The 18577-nt window shown below is 58.6% G+C and carries 14 protein-coding genes and 1 other RNA gene; 3 read left to right on the forward strand and 12 right to left on the reverse strand.

Features of this window, described 5'->3' with window-relative positions; genetic code table 11:
- Positions 1 to 140 precede the first annotated feature (140 nt).
- Positions 141 to 3686, forward strand: coding sequence for a pyruvate:ferredoxin (flavodoxin) oxidoreductase (gene nifJ / locus DAAHT2_RS04630; RefSeq protein WP_013163140.1), 3546 nt, complete (start codon positions 141 to 143; stop codon positions 3684 to 3686).
- Positions 3687 to 3803: 117 nt separating this feature from the next.
- Positions 3804 to 4022 carry an FmdB family zinc ribbon protein gene (locus DAAHT2_RS15310; RefSeq protein ID WP_013163141.1) on the forward strand — a complete coding sequence of 73 codons (219 nt, stop codon included), beginning with the start codon at positions 3804 to 3806 and terminating at the stop codon, positions 4020 to 4022.
- A gap of 243 nt (positions 4023 to 4265) precedes the next feature.
- Here the strand turns inward: DAAHT2_RS15310 and DAAHT2_RS04640 are convergent, their stop codons facing one another.
- From DAAHT2_RS04640 to DAAHT2_RS04675, 9 genes are all read right to left on the reverse strand, one after another.
- The gene (locus tag DAAHT2_RS04640; protein ID WP_013163142.1) at positions 4266 to 5612 is read right to left on the reverse strand and encodes a TrpB-like pyridoxal phosphate-dependent enzyme; all 1347 of its coding nucleotides are present in this window, start codon (positions 5610 to 5612) and stop codon (positions 4266 to 4268) included.
- 44 nt (positions 5613 to 5656) lie between these two features.
- Positions 5657 to 7468: a methyl-accepting chemotaxis protein gene (locus DAAHT2_RS04645; protein WP_013163143.1), complete on the reverse strand. Its 1812-nt coding sequence runs from the start codon at positions 7466 to 7468 to the stop codon at positions 5657 to 5659.
- Positions 7469 to 7561: 93 nt separating this feature from the next.
- Positions 7562 to 8290 carry a small multi-drug export protein gene (locus tag DAAHT2_RS04650; RefSeq protein WP_013163144.1) on the reverse strand — a complete coding sequence of 243 codons (729 nt, stop codon included), beginning with the start codon at positions 8288 to 8290 and terminating at the stop codon, positions 7562 to 7564.
- 4 nt (positions 8291 to 8294) lie between these two features.
- Positions 8295 to 9644, reverse strand: coding sequence for a M48 family metalloprotease (locus DAAHT2_RS04655; RefSeq protein WP_013163145.1), 1350 nt, complete (start codon positions 9642 to 9644; stop codon positions 8295 to 8297).
- A 22-nt stretch (positions 9645 to 9666) separates the two neighbouring features.
- Positions 9667 to 10878, reverse strand: coding sequence for a tyrosine--tRNA ligase (tyrS, locus tag DAAHT2_RS04660; RefSeq protein WP_013163146.1), 1212 nt, complete (start codon positions 10876 to 10878; stop codon positions 9667 to 9669).
- A complete protein-coding gene (gene rny / locus DAAHT2_RS04665) occupies positions 10875 to 12443 on the reverse strand; it encodes a ribonuclease Y (protein ID WP_013163147.1) in 1569 nt (522 codons plus the stop codon). Before rny ends, tyrS begins: the two co-directional genes overlap by 4 nt.
- Positions 12444 to 12930: 487 nt before the next feature.
- Positions 12931 to 13114: non-coding RNA, 6S RNA (gene ssrS / locus DAAHT2_RS14235), on the reverse strand.
- Positions 13115 to 13123: 9 nt separating this feature from the next.
- A complete protein-coding gene (locus tag DAAHT2_RS04670; RefSeq protein ID WP_013163148.1) occupies positions 13124 to 13405 on the reverse strand; it encodes a cell division protein ZapA in 282 nt (93 codons plus the stop codon).
- Positions 13406 to 13473: 68 nt separating this feature from the next.
- Positions 13474 to 13725, reverse strand: coding sequence for a hypothetical protein (locus DAAHT2_RS04675; RefSeq protein WP_013163149.1), 252 nt, complete (start codon positions 13723 to 13725; stop codon positions 13474 to 13476).
- Between the two features lie 316 nt (positions 13726 to 14041).
- Here DAAHT2_RS04675 and DAAHT2_RS04680 point away from each other — a divergent pair, with 316 nt between their 5' ends.
- On the forward strand, positions 14042 to 14806 hold the full coding sequence (locus tag DAAHT2_RS04680; RefSeq protein ID WP_013163150.1) for a TIGR04219 family outer membrane beta-barrel protein: 765 nt from the start codon (positions 14042 to 14044) through the stop codon (positions 14804 to 14806).
- Positions 14807 to 14974: 168 nt separating this feature from the next.
- On the opposite strand, the gene DAAHT2_RS04685 is transcribed toward DAAHT2_RS04680, so the two are convergent.
- The 3 genes from DAAHT2_RS04685 to DAAHT2_RS04695 form a co-directional block, all read right to left on the reverse strand.
- Positions 14975 to 16138 carry a PorV/PorQ family protein gene (locus DAAHT2_RS04685; protein WP_013163151.1) on the reverse strand — a complete coding sequence of 388 codons (1164 nt, stop codon included), beginning with the start codon at positions 16136 to 16138 and terminating at the stop codon, positions 14975 to 14977.
- A gap of 17 nt (positions 16139 to 16155) precedes the next feature.
- Positions 16156 to 17376, reverse strand: a complete 1221-nt coding sequence (locus tag DAAHT2_RS04690) for a hypothetical protein (RefSeq protein WP_013163152.1) — start codon at positions 17374 to 17376, stop codon at positions 16156 to 16158.
- Positions 17377 to 17597: 221 nt separating this feature from the next.
- On the reverse strand, positions 17598 to 18569 hold the full coding sequence (locus DAAHT2_RS04695; RefSeq protein WP_157861414.1) for a bifunctional UDP-N-acetylglucosamine diphosphorylase/glucosamine-1-phosphate N-acetyltransferase GlmU: 972 nt from the start codon (positions 18567 to 18569) through the stop codon (positions 17598 to 17600).
- Positions 18570 to 18577 lie beyond the last annotated feature (8 nt).

Raw genomic sequence — 18577 nt, forward strand, 5'->3', positions numbered from 1 at the left:
CTGGAAATGAAACGGCAATTCGTTTAGATTAGCGTGATTTGCCGTGCGCCGGCAACATCCCCACAATTGCAAACAAGAGAGTTCAGTCAATAAGGAAACAGCTTAACCACCGCCAAACCAAACCCCAAAGGAGTCAACCAATGTCGCGTAAAATGGTCACCATCGACGGCAACCAGGCCTGTACCCATGTCGCCTATGCCACCAGTGAAATCATCACCATCTACCCCATCACTCCTTCCACCCCCATGGCCGCCGAGTCCGACACCAAGGCCGCGGCCGGCCAAAAGAATATCTGGGGCTCGGTGCCGGTGGTAACCCAGATGCAGTCGGAAGGCGGCGTGGCCGGAGCCCTGCACGGTTCGCTGACCACCGGTGCCCTGTGCACCACCTTCACCGCCTCCCAGGGGCTCTTTTTGATCATGCCCAACATGTACAAACTCGCCGGTGAGCTGACCCCCACCGTCTTCCACGTCACCGCCCGTTCGGTAGCCTGCCAGGGGCTCTCCATCTTCGGCGACCACGGCGACGTCATGGCGGTGCGCCAGACCGGTTGGGCCCAGTTGGCCTCCCAGAACGTGCAGGAAGCCCAGGACATGGCCCTGATCGCCACCCAGTCCACCCTCAAGTCCCGGGTGCCTTTTATCCATTTCTTCGACGGTTTCCGGACTTCCCACGAGATCCAGAAGATGGAGCAGCTCAGCCACGAGGATATGCGCCAGATCATCGACGAGGACCTGGTGGCGGCCCACCGCCAGCGGGGACTCAGCCCGGACCGGCCGATGATACGCGGCACCGCCCAAAACCCCGACGTCTACTTCACCGGCCGGGAAACGGTCAACAAGTACTACCAGGCCTGCCCGGCCATCGTCCAGGAAACCATGGACCGTTTCGCCGAACTCACCGGCCGCCGTTACCACCTCTTTGATTACTTCGGCGCCCCTGATGCCGAAAACGTGATCGTGATGATGGGCAGCGGTTCGGAAACCGTCCGCGCCACCATCGAGCACCTGATCGCCAAGGAATCGGCCAAGGTGGGCATGGTGGTGGTTCGCCTCTATCGCCCCTTCGACTGCAAGGCCATGGTCAACGCCCTGCCCGCCTCGGTCAAGCGCATCACCGTGCTGGATCGCACCAAGGAACCCGGCAGCGCCGGCGAACCCCTCTATCTCGACGTCCGCGCCGCCGTGGGCGAGGCGGTGGAAAGCAACCGCCCCGCCTGCCAGCCCCTGATCCTGGGCGGCCGGTACGGTTTGGGTTCGGCCGAGTTCAGCCCGGCCATGGTGAAAGCGGTCATCGACAACATGACCGCCTGGGCCCCCAAAAACCACTTCTGCGTCGGCCCCGACGACGACGTGGCCTTCACCAGCCTGGACTACGACCGCTCCTTTACCATTGAAGGCCAGGATGTCCATCGTTGCATGTTCTACGGCCTGGGAAGCGACGGCACCGTGGGCGCCAACAAAAACACCATCAAGATCATCGGCACCGAGACCGACAACAACGCCCAGGGTTATTTTGTTTACGACTCGAAGAAATCCGGCTCCATGACGGTCAGCCATCTGCGGTTCGGCAAGAATCGGATCATCGCCCCTTACCTGATCGACAAGGCCACCTTCATCGCCTGCCACAACTTCACCTTCCTCGACAAGTACGACATGCTTGGCAACCTTGAAGAGGGCGGCACCTTCCTGCTCACCTCTTCTTACGGCCCCAAGGAGATCTGGAAGCAACTGCCCAAGAAGGTGCAGCAGCAACTGATCGAGAAGAAGGCCAAGTTCTACGTCATCGACGCCATCAAGCTGGCCGAGGCCATCGGCCTGGGCGCCCGGATCAACATGATCATGCAGACCGCCTTCTTCCTGATCTCCGGTATCCTCACCAAGAAAGAGGCCATTGACCGGATCAAGGACGCCATTCAGAAGACCTATGGCAACAAGGGCGAAAAAGTCGTCAAGATGAACTACGACGCGGTGGACGCGGCGGTCAACAACATCAAGGAAGTCAAGGTTCCCACCAAGGCCGACGGCCACGAGCTGCCGCCGGTGGTACCCGAGGAAGCGCCGGAATTCGTCAAGCAGGTCACCTCCAAGATGATCGCCGGCAAGGGCCACCTGGTCAAGGTATCGGAAATGCCCGTTGACGGCACCTGGCCCACCGGCACCACCCAGTACGAGAAACGTAACATCGCCGTGCATGTCCCCGAGTGGCTGCCGGAAAACTGCATCCAGTGCGGCCGTTGCTCCCTGGCTTGCCCCCATGCCGCCATCCGCATGAAGATCGTTAAAAAGGCCGATCTCAAAGGCAAGGGCAAGACCTTCAAGACCGCCGAAGCGGTTGGCAAGCAGTTCAAGGGTCAGGAAGCCACCTTGCAGGTCTTCACCGAGGACTGCTGCGGCTGCACCTTGTGTGTCGAGGTCTGCCCGGCCAAGAAAAAGGCCCTGAAGATGATCGACAACACCGACAAGGTTCGTCAGCAGGAGGCCGCCAACGTCAAATTCTTCCTCGACCTGCCGGAGGTTGCCGACAGCGACATTGACATCTCCACCATCAAGGGCAGCCAGCTCAAGCGGCCGCTGATGGAGTTCTCCGGCGCCTGTGCCGGTTGCGGCGAGACCCCCTATATCAAGCTGGCCACCCAGATGTTTGGCGACCGCATGATGGTGGCCAACGCCACCGGCTGCTCTTCCATCTACGGCGGCAACCTGCCCACCACCCCGTATTGCAAGCGCAACGACGGTCGTGGACCGATCTGGGCCAACTCGCTGTTTGAAGATAATGCCGAATTCGGCCTTGGTATGCGCTACTCGGTGAACAAGCTGGGCGCCCAGGCGGTGGAACTGCTGGAAGAAGCGGTGGCCGCCAAGCTGATCACCAAGAAGATGGCCGACGACCTGATCAAGGCCTCCCAGGCCAACCAGGACGAGATCGAAGCCCAGCGCGACCGGGTGGCCAAGCTCAAGGAGAAGCTGGCCGACGACAACTCCATCATCACCAAACGCCTGCTGCCGGTGGCCGATTACCTGGTCAAGAAATCGGTCTGGATCATCGGTGGTGACGGCTGGGCCTACGACATCGGTTATGGCGGCCTGGACCACGTGCTGGCCTCCGGCGAGAATGTCAACGTGCTGGTGATGGATACCGAAGTGTACTCCAACACCGGCGGCCAGATGTCCAAGTCTACCCCCCGGGCGGCCACGGCCCAGTTTGCCGCCGGCGGCAAGAAAATGCCCAAAAAGGACATCGGCATGATCTTCGCCACCTACGGCAATGTTTACATCGCCCGTGTGGCCCTGGGCGCCAATCCGGGGCAGGTGGTCAAGGCCTTTGCCGAGGCCGAGGCCTATGACGGTCCCTCGTTGATCATCGCCTACTCGCACTGTGTTGGCCACGGCATCAACATGGCCAAAGGCCTGGAACAGCAGCAGAAGGCAGTGGAGTGCGGTCACTGGCCGCTGTACCGCTTCAACCCGGTGCTGGAAGAAGAGGGCAAAAACCCGCTGCACATCGACTCCAAGGCCCCGAGCATCAAGTTTGCTGATTACGCCTTGAACGAGAACCGCTACCGGGCCCTCAAGCTGATGAACCCGACCATGGCCGATGAACTTATGGCCCAGGCCCAGGGTGACGTGGAAAAAGGCTGGAAACGGCTGCAGGGGATGTTTAAGGCCCTGGAGCCCGAGAAGTAAAAAACAAAATCAGACATCATCCCCGGCGCCTGCGCCGGGGATGACTACAACGGGCGCCGGGGCAAAACCACTCCGACGCCCGTTGCTTTTTATGACCACCAAGGAAAAGAGGTAACTATGCCAATCTATGAATACCGCTGCCAGGACTGCCGAAGCTTGTTTGAAATTATAACCTCCACTTGCCAACTGCCCACCGAGATAAAATGTAACAACTGCGGCAGTCAACGCACCGAGAAAACCATTTCCGCCGCCAGCTACCGGCTGGCTTCCCGTTCACGGTCGGCGGTTCCCGCCGGCGCTCTCACCGGTTGCGCCAGCAAATCAGGTTTCTCCTGAGCTTAAACCACCGGCAACCTGGAGGGTTGCCACAACAACCCAAAAAACCGCATTTGGTCCTAACGTACCGGGACCAAATGCGGTTTTTTGGGTTGTGCGGGGAGCGGCGGTAGCAACATCAAGCTGATAACCGCCGTAAACGTTCAGCAGTGCCGCAGGTTCAGGCAAGCGGACCGGCGCCGCGTACATCAGTACGCAAGCTGGTCCGCTCGCCTGAAGATGCGGTGCTGCTGGACGTTTACGTTACAGTTTGGGAAGGTTTTTGGTGGCCTCGGCAATGGCCTCGTCGGGCATTTCGTAGTTGACCAGTTCACCGGCGAAGTATTTTTCGTAGCTGGCCAGATCCAGCAGGCCGTGGCCGGAGAGGTTGAAGAGAATGGTCTGGGGCTTATCCGGCTCCCGCGTGGCTTCAATGATCGCCGCCCGGACCGCATGGCAGGATTCCGGGGCCGGGATAATGCCTTCAGTGCGGGCAAACAGGGTGCCGGCCTCAAAGCACTCCAACTGCTGCAAGGCGGTGGCTTCCATCAGTTTTTCCCGCATCAGGGCGCTGATCACCGGGGCCATGCCATGGTAGCGCAGACCGCCGGCGTGAATCCCGGGGGGGATGAAATCATGCCCCAGGGTGTACATGTACAAAAGCGGCGTACGCTGGGAAAGATCGCCAAAATCATAGGCAAAACTCCCCTTGGTCAGGGTTGGGCAGGAGGCCGGCTCAACCCCCAGCAGGCGGATATTTTTTCCTTCCAGCTTATCGGGTACAAACGGGGCGGCCAGGCCGGCGAAGTTGGACCCGCCGCCGCAACAGCCGATCACCACATCGGGATAATCCCCCACCAGGGCCAGTTGCTGCTTGGCCTCCAGGCCGATCACCGTCTGGTGCAGGCAGACATGGTTTAAGACCGACCCCAGGGCGTACTTGGTGTCGTCCCGGCTCACCGTGTCCTCCAGGGCCTCACTGATGGCGATCCCCAAAGAGCCCGGGGTGTCCGGGGTTTTGGCCAGCACTTCGCGGCCGGTGGGGGTATCGGGGCTGGGGCTGGCCACGATTTCGGCCCCGTAGGTGTTCATCATTACCTTGCGGTAGGGTTTCTGGTCATAGGAAACCCGAACCATGTAGACCTTGCAGTCCAGGCCGAATTTGTGAGCGGCAAAAGAGAGGGCGCAACCCCACTGGCCGGCGCCGGTTTCGGTGGCCAGCCGTTTAACCCCCTCCTGCTTGTTGTAATAGGCCTGGGCCACGGCACTGTTGGTTTTGTGGCTGCCGGAAGGAGATACCCCCTCATATTTGTAATAAATTTTCGCCTTGGTCCCCAGGGCCTCTTCCAGGAAGGTGGCCCTGATTAAGGGCGAAGGGCGCCAGATCTGCCAGATTTCAAGAATTTCCCGGGGAATATCGATCCAGCGCTGCTGACTCATCTCCTGCTCCAGCAGCCCCATGGGAAAAATCGCCCCCATCTTGTCCGGCCCCATGGGCTGGCCGGTGGCCGGATCCAAGGGGGGAGCCAGACCACCGGGGAGGTCGGCAACAACGTTATACCAGCTTTTTACTTGCTGATCCGGAGGCAAAAGAATGTGTTTTTGTTTCATAACCAAGACCTTTTTCGATTGAGTTGGCAACCTTTAAACTGCTGCTAAAAATCCTCAAAATCATCATCATCGAAGGGAATCACCTCTTCGGCTTTTTTGCCTTTGCGGGAGGCGCCGGCAGCACCTGCCGCAGGCGCCGTCACCCTGGCTGGAGTTCCTGAACGATCAGCGCCCGGGCCGGCGACTTTGCCTTTGCTGCCTGGCGCCGCCGGGCTCGGCAAGGCAGACTTACCGGCCACCGCCTGAGCCTGTGGCGGCCGCTTCAGGCCGCGCACGCTGCTCCGGGACACCTCTCCACCATGATTCGGCAATGAAATCCCGACAATGATCCCCAATTCACCGATCAAACGGTTCAACTCGTTGGCCTGCCCAGACAGTTCTTCGCTGGAAGAGGCGGCCTCTTCCGAGATGGCGGCGTTACCCTGAGTTACCTTGTCCACCTGGGCCACCGCCTGGTTGATCTGGTTAACCCCCTGGGCCTGCTCATCACTGGCCACCGAGATCTCTTTGGCCAGCTGGCTGACCTTATTCACCCCGTCGACAATCTGGCCCAGGATCTCTCGCACCTCATTGGCCGACTCCACCCCGTGGTCAGCATTTTTCTGGGACTGCTCGATAAGCTGCTCGGTATTACGGGCCGCCTCGCCGCTGCGCAAGGCCAATGAACGGACCTCATCAGCCACCACCGCAAAGCCCGCCCCGGCCTCGCCGGCCCGGGCCGCCTCCACCGCCGCATTTAAGGCCAGCAGGTTGGTCTGGAAGGCAATCTCGTCAATGGTCTTCATAATAACCGCCGTCTCGTCGGCGGACTTTTTGATGCTACCGATGGCCTCACCCATCTTCTCCATGCTGCGCTGGGCGGTTTCCGCCGAACTGCGGGCACTTTCAGCCATCTGGCTGGTCTGCTTAACGTTTTCCGCATTCAACCTGGTCATGGAAGACATCTCTTCCAGCGAAGCCGAAGTTTCTTCCAGGCTGGCCGCCTGACTGCTGGCCCCGTCAGCCAACTCATGGCTGGCGGAAGAAACCTGGCCGGCCGCTTCCAGCAGGTTGCCGGCATTGCCGCTCAACTCTTCAATAATCCTGGAAATGGGCTTGATTACCGAGTTTGACACCACCCGCAGCACCAGGGTGGCAAACATGATCGCCATCAGCAGCAGACCGGCTAAAACAATCCAGGTGGCCTTGCCGACTGTCTGCTGCAGCTGCAGATCGGCTTCTTCCAGTGACTGAATCACCTGAAAGGCGCCATGGATCTCGCCAACCCGCCAGCCTTCCATCCGGCCACCGGTGGGATCGATCCCCCGATCGTTACCCCACAGGCGCCGCGAGTCGGCGGGATCTCCATGACAGTACAGGCAGGTTTCGGTGAGGCGGACCGCGCGAAAATAGCGGACCGAGTTACTCGCCTCATCGATTTCATAGTACTCGTCGAGGTTCTTTTCCGCCATGGTCCGCAGGGCCCTGGCCTCCAGAGGGTCGGGCTCGTTGGCGGGGTTGCGGGGGCGAAACTTGGGCACCCGAAAGGTATAGCCTCCCTCATCGGCCTTGCGCATGGCGGCGTTCCAGGCCGAAACCACCGGCACGGCAGCCAAGATCTTGTCCTGTTCGCCGCGGGCGGCAAACTCCCGCAATTGTTCGGTGGAAAAGAGCCCCATCCGCCATTTGGCCTCCATTTCTTCACGGGTTGATTCGGCAGTTAAACAAATGGCCCGTGCCTTGTCGGTAAAGGCCTCCAGGGTTCTCTCCCGGGAGTCGGTGATGTAAAGGCGAAAAAGGATGACAATCAGGATGGTGGGCAAAACAACCCCGAGTAAGACAATCTTGCCCCTTAATGACCATTTTTGCATATCCATCTCGGCCGCTCCTTAAAGCTCGTCTATTGTCGTCCACCGGCTGGTAAACATTGGAAAACTAGCACAAACGGGCATGAAAAGAAAAAGAAATATTTATTGCCGTTGCTCCAGCCACTGCTTTTTGATTTGACGGTAGCGAAAATTAAGCACCAGAATAATCACCACCACAAAGAGTATCCCGCCGGCGCTCAGCCAGGGGTTGTTCCGGTCCAGATAATGGTTGATCAAAGAGGCGCCGAAATACATGGCCGAGCAGCCCACCAGACTGCCGGTGATCACCCCGAGGAAAGTAGCACTCCTGGTCATCCCCAGCAGGCGGCCGAATATCGAGCCGCCGACGCTGCCGGTGGCGGCCAGGGGAAAGGTAACAAAGGCCACGATACCGACAAAAGTGGCCCTTTTCATCCAGGGATGGGAGTGAAGAATAAAGCGACCATCTTCCACCAGCAGGCGCAGGCGGTCGCCCATAAACGGCAAGCGAAAGAGAAAACCGATGTGAAAGGCCAGCAGGGAGGCCACCATGGCATCCATGTAAAAAACCAGCAGGGCCAGCTCGCCCGGCGAGAAAAAGCGGGCCGCTTCTTCCAGGCCGTCTTTGGCGTTACCACCGAGAATAACAAAACGGCCAAAGAAGAAAAAGACCGCCAGGGCACTGAGCAGCAGTCCCCGCACATAGGGCCAGCCATGAAGCAGATAAAGGACCAGCAGGATCATGGCCGTCAGCCCGAAGGGGCCCAGCAGGGTCAGGTACCAGAGAAAAGGGTTGTCCCGGCGCAGGGAATCATTTTGCTGCAGCCAAGAAACATCAGATAAGCGGCGCATAATGCTAACGTTTTTCCAGAACTCCCCATTCCGTCAAGCGTTGGCGGGCATAGACGGACTGGCCTCCCTCCCCTACCTGTTGCAGATACTTCATGTAGTTGCGGGCCGCATCCTGCCGGCGCCCCATATTTTCCAGGCTAACCCCTTGCAGAAAAATGGTATTGGGGTTGCCGGGCAACACCTGGTCGTACTCGACAAAATGCTGGTAGGCCTCCTCGTTGGCCCCCAGGCCCAGGCGGGCAATGCCGGCCACCTGCAGGGCCTGGGCCTCGCCGGGGTAGCTCTCGCGGGCCAGATCGGCATAGTGAGCGGCCTCCTCTTTTTTACCCAGGCCATACTGGCAGCGGGCCATCAGGACCAGCCCGGTGTAATCGGCCGGGGCCAGTTGCAGCGCTTTTTTGAAATGGGGTTCGGCCTGGGCGAATTTCTCCCGGGCCATCTCCCTTTCTCCTTCCTGCTGTTCCCTGATGGCCGGGGCCAGCCGACGCAAATCGGCAATGCTGTCCTGGTAACGTTCTGCATGCCGGGGGCGGTCCTGCTGTTGCCGATAACGTCGCGCCATCTGCTGCTCGGCCCGTTCAACGCGCTCACTGCTCATGGGATGGGTGGCAAACATCAGCTCCAGGGCATTGGGCTTGCGTTGCGACTGCTCCAGCAGCATCCGGTGCAAAGCCACCATGCCGGCCGGATTTTGCCCGGCCCGGTCGGCGTATTCCATCCCCAGGTCATCGGCTTCTCTTTCATTTTCACGGCTGTAATGGGCCAGCAGGGCGCCGGCACTCAAGCCTCCCAAAGTCTGCACCAGGGGGGCCAAGCCCTGACGGTCCTCGGAAGAGGCCACTGCCACCGTGGCCCCAATCACCGTTATTTGGGCGATCATCCCCCTGGTCATCCGCTGGGCGGCGTGACGGGCGTTAACATGACCGATTTCATGCCCCAGCAATGCCGCCAGGGCCGCCTCGTCCCCCATCTCCAGCATGATCCCGCGCGTGACCCCGATGGTCCCGCCGGGAAAGGCGTAGGCGTTGATGTAGTTGGCATTGACCACCTGGAAGGAGTAAGGCATCCCCGGCCGATGCGAATGTTCGGCCAGGTCGTGACCCAGAGCGGCGACGTAAGCGTTGAGCTTATTATCCTGCGAGACCCCGAAATCGGCGGAAAGCTGATGGGGGGCATGCTCCTGGTCGACTGCCACTTCCTGAGCTTCGGAGAGCAGCATCAACTCACGGCGCCCGGTGACCGGGTTGACGGCGCAGCCACCCAGGGTGAAACCGACGGCGGAGGCCGACATCAGGGCCAGAAAATCACGACGACTGAGGCGTAATCGGCCTCCACGATGATGATCCATGCTCATGACCAAAGCTCCTCATGCAAGTTCAGGTGAAAATCACCCGGCAGAACCGGCGTTTGCCCACCTTGAGCAGCACCTCTCCTGCAGCGGCCACGGTTGCTTCCACTTCCGCCACCTTCTCCCCGTTAACGCTAACCGCCTGTTGGCCGATCATCCGCCTGGCCTCGCCGGTCCCTTTGACCAGGCCGGCATCCACCAGCAAGCGGGGCAGCCAGACGGCTTGGTCACCAGCGGGCAGGGTTATCTCGGGCAAATCTTCGGGCAGTTCATGTTGCTTGAACACCTTGTCGAAATTGGCTGCGGCCCGCTGGGCGGCGTCCTGGCCGTGGAACCGGGCCGTCAACTCCCGGGCCAGTTGCTGTTTGACTTCCTTGGGATGGGCCCGACCGGCTTCCATCTCCGCCTTGAGCCGGTCGATCTCTGCCGGGCTGAGATCGCTAAGCAATTCGTAGTAGCGGAACATCAGGCTGTCGGGCATGGACATGGTTTTACCGTAAATATCATCGGCATTTTCACAGATGCCGATGTAATTGGCCAGCGATTTGCTCATCTTATTGACCCCGTCCAGTCCTTCCAGCAGGGGCATGGTAATCACCACCTGAGGATCCTGGCCCCAGACCCGCTGGAGGTCGCGGCCGGTGAGCAAATTGAAAAGCTGATCGGTGCCGCCCAGCTCGATGTCCGCCTTCAAGGCCACGGAATCGTAGCCCTGGATCAGGGGATAGAGAAACTCATGCACCCCGATGGGCTTTTCATTGACAAAGCGCTGTTTAAAATCCTCCCGCTCCAGCATCCGGGCCACGGTAAGCTGGGCCGCCAGTTTGATAAAGTCCTGGGAAGACAATTCGTTGAGCCAGGAGGAGTTGAACACCACCTGGGTCTTGTCCGGGTCCAGGATCTTGAAAACCTGTTCCTTGTAGGTTTCGGCGTTACGGGCCACGTCCTCGGCGCTCAAGGGCTTTCTGGTTTCCGACTTGCCGGTGGGATCGCCGATCCGGCCGGTGAAATCCCCGATCAGGAAAAGGATCTGATGCCCCAGATCCTGGAAGTGCTTCATCTTCTGGATCAGCACCGTATGCCCCAGGTGCAGGTCCGGCGCGGTGGGATCAAATCCGGCCTTGACCCGCAGCGGTACGCCGGTTTCCTCGGCCCGGAGCAACTTCTTGCGCAGATCTTCAGGGGAAACAACCTGCACCGCTCCCCGGCTGAGATAGGTTACTTGCTCGTCGATGTTCACTTGGCGTACTCTACGTTTCTGCTTTCACGAATAACGGTAACCCGGATCTGACCGGGGTAGGTCAACTCTTCTTCGATCTTTTTCACGATATCTTTGGTCACCATGGCAGCCTCGGCGTCACTGAGCTTGGCGGAATCAACTATCACCCGGATCTCCCGGCCGGCCTGGATGGCATACGATTTGTCCACCCCTTTGAAGCCGTTGGCGATTTTTTCCAGATCCTCCAAGCGCTTGACATAAGACTCCAGCATCTCCTTGCGGGCCCCGGGCCGCGCCCCGGACAGGGCGTCGGCGGACTGGACCAGGATATCGAGAATTCCTTCCGGCTCCACATCCTCGTGATGGGCCGCAATGGCGTGCACCACCTCCGGCGATTCGCCGTATTTTTTGGCCAGATCGGCCCCGATACTGGCATGCGAGCCTTCCACCTCATGATCCACCGCCTTGCCGATATCGTGCAGCAAGCCGGCCCGCTTGGCCCGTTTGACATTGAGCCCCAACTCGGAAGCCATGATCCCGCAAAGGAAAGCCACCTCCAGAGAATGCTGCAAACAGTTCTGGCTGTAGCTGGTCCGGTATTTAAGACGGCCCAGCAGCATGATCAACTCGGGGTTAACCCCATGGGCGCCGACATCGAAGGTGGCCTGTTCACCGGCTTCCCGCATCCCCACTTCCAACTCTTCGGCCACTTTGCCGACCACCTCTTCAATGCGGGCCGGGTGAATGCGCCCATCGGCAATCAACCGCTCCAGGGAAAGGCGCGCCACTTCCCGGCGCACCGGGTTGAAGCCGGAGAGAATTACCGCCTCGGGGGTATCATCGATGATCACATCAATTCCGGTGGCGGCTTCAATGGCACGGATGTTACGACCTTCCCGGCCGATGATGCGGCCCTTCATCTCATCGCCGGGCAGTGGCACCACGGAAACCGTTTTTTCCGCCACGTAATCACCGGCATAACGCGAGATGGCCAGGGCCAGAATGTTCTTGGCCTTGCGGTCGGCCTTCATCTTCATCTCGTTTTCGATCCTGACCACCGCCTTGGCCGCCTCCATCCGGGCCTCGCTTTCAATGCTCTCAATAAGCTTTTGCTTGGCCTCCTCCCGGCTTAAACTGGCGACTTTTTCCAACTGACTGCGCTGCTCCTCCACCAGGCGGTCGATTTCCTGGTTGCGTCCCGCCAGTTTTTCCTCTTCCTTGCCCAGATTCTGCTCTTTTTTGTACAACTCCATTTCCCGCTGATCCAGCAATTCGATCTTCCGCTCCATCTGATCGAGTTTCTGGATCAAACGTTTTTCCTCTTCGGAAACCTCCTTTTTCCGGTCGCGGATCTCTTTTTCCACCTCCTGCCGGAGCTGCAAACACTCATCACGGCTCTGCAGCACGGCTTCCTTTTTGATCCGCTCGGCTTCCGCCAGAGCGTTTTCGACCAGTTTACGCCCTTGAGCTTCGGCATCCTCACGCCGGCTGTCGATGATGAATTTACGCAGGTAAAACCCGGCGGCCACCCCGACAGCCAGGGCAAGCAGCCCGGCGATTAAGGCCACAACTATACTATCGGTCACGGGAATCCTCCCTTGGTTAAAATTGTCAGCGCCGCAGTATCAGAACAACGGCAAGCTCTTCTAGGGGTTAACCAAAATAGAGAGGAAAAAGGGAGGGAAAAACGGAAAAAGCAGGTAACCAGGCCTTACCTTGAACAAAATGCCACACCAGCGGGGCCACGACCGGACCAGACAACTCCCCTTCCCGCAACCCTCGGCATCATGCTGTTTAAGTAATCCCTGGAAAGCAGGGCGCGACAAAAACCCCGGTGCTTTTAATGCGACCAAGGCCGGTCCACTGGCCATCATCACCAGAGTTCAATGAGAACCGAAATGAACCGAAGCCGCCCTGCGCCAAACCGGGGCCCTGAATATTGCCTGACGTCGCGACCTGAACGCCATCTGCGGTCGCCACGCTTAAAAAACACTTCTTCCTCTCTCTCAAAAGCACAACCCATATATTAAAGCCCGGTCAACCGTACTTAAAGCACCGGGCTGAAACTGCAAAAAATCCCCCGCCATTGCCGTCCTCGGGCGGTGACATCGAACCTAACAGGGTTAGGTGGGCGATACCTGCGTCTCGTTTAAGGAATTCGGCCAGGCCGACTTCCTTGCCGGAAACAGCTTAGGTCACCCTCAATGTCAATGTTGGCTCGAAATTTTCCGCCCAAACACCAACAAGGCAGGGGAAAACTGTTTTACTACGTTTTATCAAGGCGGGTCGAAAGCCGTTCTAGGGAGCTTTCAACCTGCTGCCGATACTCGGCAAACTCCCTTTTCAGGCGGACATACTGACTCGCCATATTCAAACTGGTGAGAATGGCGGCCTTATTGGCCGGCAACCCCCGGGTGCTGCCCCCCTGGCTGACTTCTTCCAGCTGGGTTTTAACCAGGGTCAGAATCTCCTGGACATCCTCTTCCGGAGCGTCGGTATATAGCGGAAACTCCTGGCCCAGCACTTCGAATTTAACCAAGCGTTCCAAGCCCCACTCCTGTCAGCTAAGGGTTACCAAAAACCACAGCGCTTAGCAATAGCAAAGGTTGTATAAGGTTAAACCGCCCCCGGTCCCGCCCCTTTCTTCTCCCACTGCTCAATGGACTCAATAATGCCGCTGACCCGGTGACGCACCTGGTCTTTTTCCTCACGCAACCTGGCTAGCTCCTGCTGCAACTCGGATTTTTCTTCCCCGGCCTGCCGTAATTGCTCCAGCAATTGCTGTTTTTCCGCCGCTACCTCGTCGAGTTTGGCCAGCAGGTTGTTAACAATATTTTCCAGGTGATTAAGGTTTTCTTCCTGACTCATGGTAAACACTCCAGACTTGAGACAGGCGCACCGCAGAGCCTCGCAACAAATACGAAAGCACGAAAAATCAGCCGCCTGCTGTTAGATATTAAGAAAACACCATAGCGTTGCTAATCTACCTTGGGCACCCAACCCGGTCAAGGTTTTTCACCAGCCGGAACCGGCCCCGGCACCGAAAACAAAGACCCTCGACTGAAGCTGGAAAAACCTGTATGTTAAAGTTCATCAAGCCAAACTTGAGCCGGCGGCAAGGCAGTTTTGTGCCCTGCCGGCCGGGAACCAGTATCCATGCATAATTTCTTTGAAGGAGGTAATCATGAAACAAGCAGCCTGCCTGCTGGCAGCCCTGGCACTGCTGGCCCTTCCGGCCAAGGCCCTGGCTTTGGGCCTTGAGGTGGCGGTGGGAGTATGGTCCCAGAGTCCTTCCGGTGATATCGGCTACGAGATAGACTCCTCAGACGACCGTTTGGACCTGAAAAGGGATGCGGGTTTTGACCGGGAAAGCCGCTTCACGGGGCGGGCCAAACTGGAACTGCCGATTATCCCCAATATCTACCTGCAGGCCACCCCCATGGAGTTTTCCGGCAAGGGTGATAAGTCGGTGGATTTCCGGTTTGGTGATCAAACCTTTGACGCCGATGTGGACTTCAAGTCCAAACTGACCCTGGACCAGTACGATGTCGCCCTCTATTACGGGCTGCCGCTGGCCGGACTGGCCACGCTGGGAACCGTAAATATCGACCTGGGGCTCAACCTCCGCTTTGTCTCCCTGAAGGCCGAGGTTGACCAGCCGGATACCGGCTTCAAAGAATCCCGCAGCGCCACCCTGACCGTACCCATGCTCTACGCCGGGGTGCAGATCTCACCGGTGGATCGTTTCCGCCTGGATCTGGAGGGGCGCTACATCGCTTACAGCGGCAATCGCTACCTGGACCTGGTGGCCCGCCTGCAAGGCAAAATCAGCGGGCCGTTTTTTGCCGCGGCGGGCTGGCGGCACCAGGACATCAAGATCGACGCCCGGGATATCGAAGGCAGCCTGAAGGTAAACGGCCCCTTCCTGGAAACCGGCTTTACCTTCTAAGTAATCGTTCAGCAGCGCCGCATCTTCGGGCGATCAGCCAAGCGCCACGCAATCGGGGGACAGTTTTAAAAACTGTCCCCCGATTGCGTACAGGGTACGCTGCGCCTGGCAGCAAGACCTCGCCTGCGGCACTGCTGAAGATTACCTTCCGGCAACTTTAACGGCCGGCTACCAGCCGATATTCATCCTCAGCATGTAACGCCGGTCGGCATCCTGCCCGGAGTAGGCGCCCATCTCTTCGGCGTAAGTGACGAAACCAAGGCTGAGAATGGCCAACCGCAGGTCGGCGCCGAAGGTGTAATGGCCCTGGTAAAGACCCGCCTGAAGCTCCATGGCGGTCCAGCGCCGCTCCCACAACTGCAGGCCGGCCCCGAGGCGCACCCGCTTCATGAAGTCGCTGTCCTCTTCGTAGTTGTTGAACAGGTCGACATAATCGGCAGCCAGCACCAGCCGGTTGAAAAAGCGAACCTCGGGGCTGAAGGATACCCCCAGGTTGACAGTCATGGGAATGGTACCGGCCTTGCCAAAGCTGGTGTCACCGAAGTTGAGCACGGACAGCCCTACGGTTGGGCTCCACTGATGATCACGCTGGAAATCGTGCATCACTCCGAGGTCAAACCCCACGGCGCTGCCGTCTTCCAGATCATCTTCCAGGTCGTAATCGTCATCGTCCACCAGATCGACGATGCCCCGAGCGGAGTAGGAGCGCTCCAGCCGATCCATGGAAAGAAATTTAACCGAGGCCCCGTAAGTGGTAATCCCCCGGAGGTTGGCGTGTTCATAAGCGCCGCCGAACACCGGACCGTGCACCAGCCGGCCGTCCACCTCCAGCAGGCCCTCACTGCCGTAACCCTGGTGGCTTCTCATGTCCACCTTGGCCGAACCCAGGTAACCAACGTTGATCGCCACCGTCTCTCCACGCCAACCCACGGCAGGGAAGGTTTCCAGGGAGATATGGCCGTTGTCTCCGCGGTAATCGGCCAATACATCGAGCACGGCGTCGAGCTGTTCATCTTCATCGTCAATATCCAGGGCATCCGACATATCATCGAGGAAATCCCTGGCCGTTTTGCCGTAACTGAAAGTTACCGGCAGCAGATCAACGGTATAACCGCCTTCCAAACGGCCCAGCCCGGCCGGGTTGGTGAAAACTGAAGAGTTTTTACCACCCACCGCCACACTGGCCCCGCCCATCCCCATCACCCGGGGATCTTTGTAAAGGTAGGGATAATCATAACCGGTCCGGGCCATGGCCTGGCCGGCAAGCATGACCCCTGCGGCAACCACACAGGCGGCAACGCCAGCCCGGGAAAATGAATATGTTTTTTTCATCTTTGGCCTCCTAATAACTACCGCAGCAGGTAGTCAATGATCATGTCTTCGGTAATTTCATCGCAGGGAGCACCGCAAATCTCGGCCCGGAACTCATCCAGATCCTCCTGCACCTCCTCCTGCTCATCCTTGGGCAGCATTGCGACCAGGGAATCGACATCCTCATTAAGGGCCGTCACCAGGGTATCGGTGATGGTGATCAACTTACCTTCGTCGTTGATTACCGGACAGGGCCAGCAGGTGTTATTGGCAATCGCCGCTGCGTAATCGGGGCTATCACAAGGGGTCATATCTGCCTGACAAAAACCTTCGGTGTCGACAATGGCCGCCGTATAGGAGCCAGCAGTAACCTCAGAGAGCATTCGGTAGCGGATGAACTTATCGCCAACCACACCCGTCTGACCTGAGACTTCCGCCAGGCAGGTGTTATCGATGGCAATCTCCACTCTTACAGGAATCAGCTCAAGCGAATCGGTATTTTCCGGCGTGAAGTTAATAGCTGCCCCTCTTTCACCGGCGATGGAGGCGCTGCCGCAATCATCACTTGGGTCCTTGGCAACTTTCAAGGCACAGGAGGTAATCTGACCCTGGTCGGCCTTGCCGTCCTGGTTGCGGTCAACCTTGCATTCCAGGTCATCACTTTTGGCCAACCAGGCCTTGAGTTCATCCAGACCTTCGCTCCCGCCGAAGAGCAGGGAGAAGGTGGCCGCGGCCTTGGCGGCCGCCAGCAGGCCGTTGTTGAAGCAGGCATCCTTCTGGAAATCGCTCAAATTACGTTGCTCCGACTCCTTGCAGGCCGCCCTGATGGTATCACCAAGGAGTGCTTCATCCAGCAGCATTTTCCGGTAAGCGGAAGTGGCACGATCCAGATCATTCATCCCGCCGCCGCTGGCCCGTTCAGCGAAGGCTTCAATCAGGCGAGCGTCGGTTTTGGTGTCATCATCGTCGTCGGCATTGACGATCTCTTTCACCAGATCAAGGATATCGTATCCCGCCCGGCCGATGTATGCCGCGGCCCGGTTCAGCAGCAGTTCATCCTCGGAAAAAGCCGAGCGGCAGGCAGACTTATCAAGCAAATTCAACGCCCTGTCGTAATTGCCCTTATTCAGGGCCATGATGGCGTCATAGCGGCAAGCTTCTTCCGAACTCTTGTCGCCGGAACACCCTACCAGCAACAGGCTCAGCCCCAACAACACTGCAAGACCCCAAAGCCCTGCCCTTCCTTGGTGTAATTGCATTTCCTTACCTCTCCGGTCGGCGACCCATCTTAAAAACAGCCCGTTTTCAATGAGTTGTCAATATTCGGCTGCTGGCTGCCGTTTGAATGGGTGCGGTAAACAGAACCCAGCATTGATCACAAAAACAGAATTGTCAGTAATGATTTACGAAATATAGCGATTCTGTGATTCCTGTCAACGATAATAAGCACAAAGAAACAGGCCGCAAACCATTACTCCAGTCACTGCTGGTTACCAAAGGGCGGGACCTCGGTGCCAGCTGGTAGCTCGCTGTCGTGCAACAGGTTAAAAGAGTTGATGGTGCATCCTGCGCCAATCCGGCTTTTGCCGCTGATGGTCACCTGGGGGTGAATAATGGTATCCTGCCCGATCTCCACCCCCGGGGCCACCTGAATGGTTTCCGGGCGGTACATGGTTACCCCGGCCAGCATCAGTTCCTGGTTGCGACGCATCTGCAGTTCAGCGTGGGCCTGGGCCAGTTCCACCCGGGAGTTCACCCCCAGGGTTTCGGTGGCATCGGCACAGCAGTAACGGTGAGCCGCCAGCCCGTCCCGCCCGGCAATTTCTACGATATCGGTAAGATACATTTCCCCCTGGCGGTTATCGCTCCCCACCCGCGCCAAGGCAGGGAAAAGAAAGTCTATTTCCACACCGTAGATGCCGGCGTTGATCTCCCGAATTTGCCGTTCCTCGGCAGTGGCGTCCTTCTCTTCGACGATGCGCTGCAGGCGCCCGGCCCGATCGCAGATAATCCGGCCATAGCCGAAGGGATTGGCCACCATGGTGGTCATCACCGACAGCTTGTCACCCCGCCGGCGATGGGCCGCCAGCATCTCGCGCAAGGTTTGCGGGGTAATCAACGGGGTGTCGCCGCAGAGGATCAGCAGGGTGCCGGAGCGCTTTTGCAGCTCCGGGGCGGCGGCCAGTACCGCGTGGGCCGTACCGTGTTGCTGCTGCTGGATCACAAACTCAAGGTCGCGGCCAGCCAAAGCCGCCATCACCTCCCGACGCTGGTGGCCCACCACCACCGTGGTGGAGGCCGGCTCCAGGGCCGCCACCGCCTCCAGCACATGGGCGATCATGGGGGCAAAAAAAACCTCGTGGAGCACCTTGGCCCGGGCCGAACGCATACGGGTGCCCTTGCCCGCCGCCAGCACCAGTACATGCAGGTTGGAATCAATCATTTTGCTCATCTTTTCCG

Source organism: Desulfurivibrio alkaliphilus AHT 2 (assembly GCF_000092205.1).
GTDB classification, from domain to species: Bacteria; Desulfobacterota; Desulfobulbia; order Desulfobulbales; family Desulfurivibrionaceae; genus Desulfurivibrio; species Desulfurivibrio alkaliphilus.

Bases quoted from the DNA above. Each gene is read 5' to 3' on its own strand.
- nifJ (WP_013163140.1), top strand. From the start codon at position 141: ATGTCGCGTAAAATGGTCACCATCGACGGCAACCAGGCCTGTACCCAT.
- DAAHT2_RS15310 (WP_013163141.1), top strand. From the start codon at position 3,804: ATGCCAATCTATGAATACCGCTGCCAGGACTGCCGAAGCTTGTTTGAA.
- DAAHT2_RS04640 (WP_013163142.1), bottom strand. From the start codon at position 5,612: ATGAAACAAAAACACATTCTTTTGCCTCCGGATCAGCAAGTAAAAAGC.
- DAAHT2_RS04645 (WP_013163143.1), bottom strand. From the start codon at position 7,468: ATGGATATGCAAAAATGGTCATTAAGGGGCAAGATTGTCTTACTCGGG.
- DAAHT2_RS04650 (WP_013163144.1), bottom strand. From the start codon at position 8,290: ATGCGCCGCTTATCTGATGTTTCTTGGCTGCAGCAAAATGATTCCCTG.
- DAAHT2_RS04655 (WP_013163145.1), bottom strand. From the start codon at position 9,644: ATGAGCATGGATCATCATCGTGGAGGCCGATTACGCCTCAGTCGTCGT.
- DAAHT2_RS04675 (WP_013163149.1), bottom strand. From the start codon at position 13,725: ATGAGTCAGGAAGAAAACCTTAATCACCTGGAAAATATTGTTAACAAC.
- DAAHT2_RS04680 (WP_013163150.1), top strand. From the start codon at position 14,042: ATGAAACAAGCAGCCTGCCTGCTGGCAGCCCTGGCACTGCTGGCCCTT.
- DAAHT2_RS04685 (WP_013163151.1), bottom strand. From the start codon at position 16,138: ATGAAAAAAACATATTCATTTTCCCGGGCTGGCGTTGCCGCCTGTGTG.
- DAAHT2_RS04690 (WP_013163152.1), bottom strand. From the start codon at position 17,376: ATGCAATTACACCAAGGAAGGGCAGGGCTTTGGGGTCTTGCAGTGTTG.
- DAAHT2_RS04695 (WP_157861414.1), bottom strand. From the start codon at position 18,569: ATGAGCAAAATGATTGATTCCAACCTGCATGTACTGGTGCTGGCGGCG.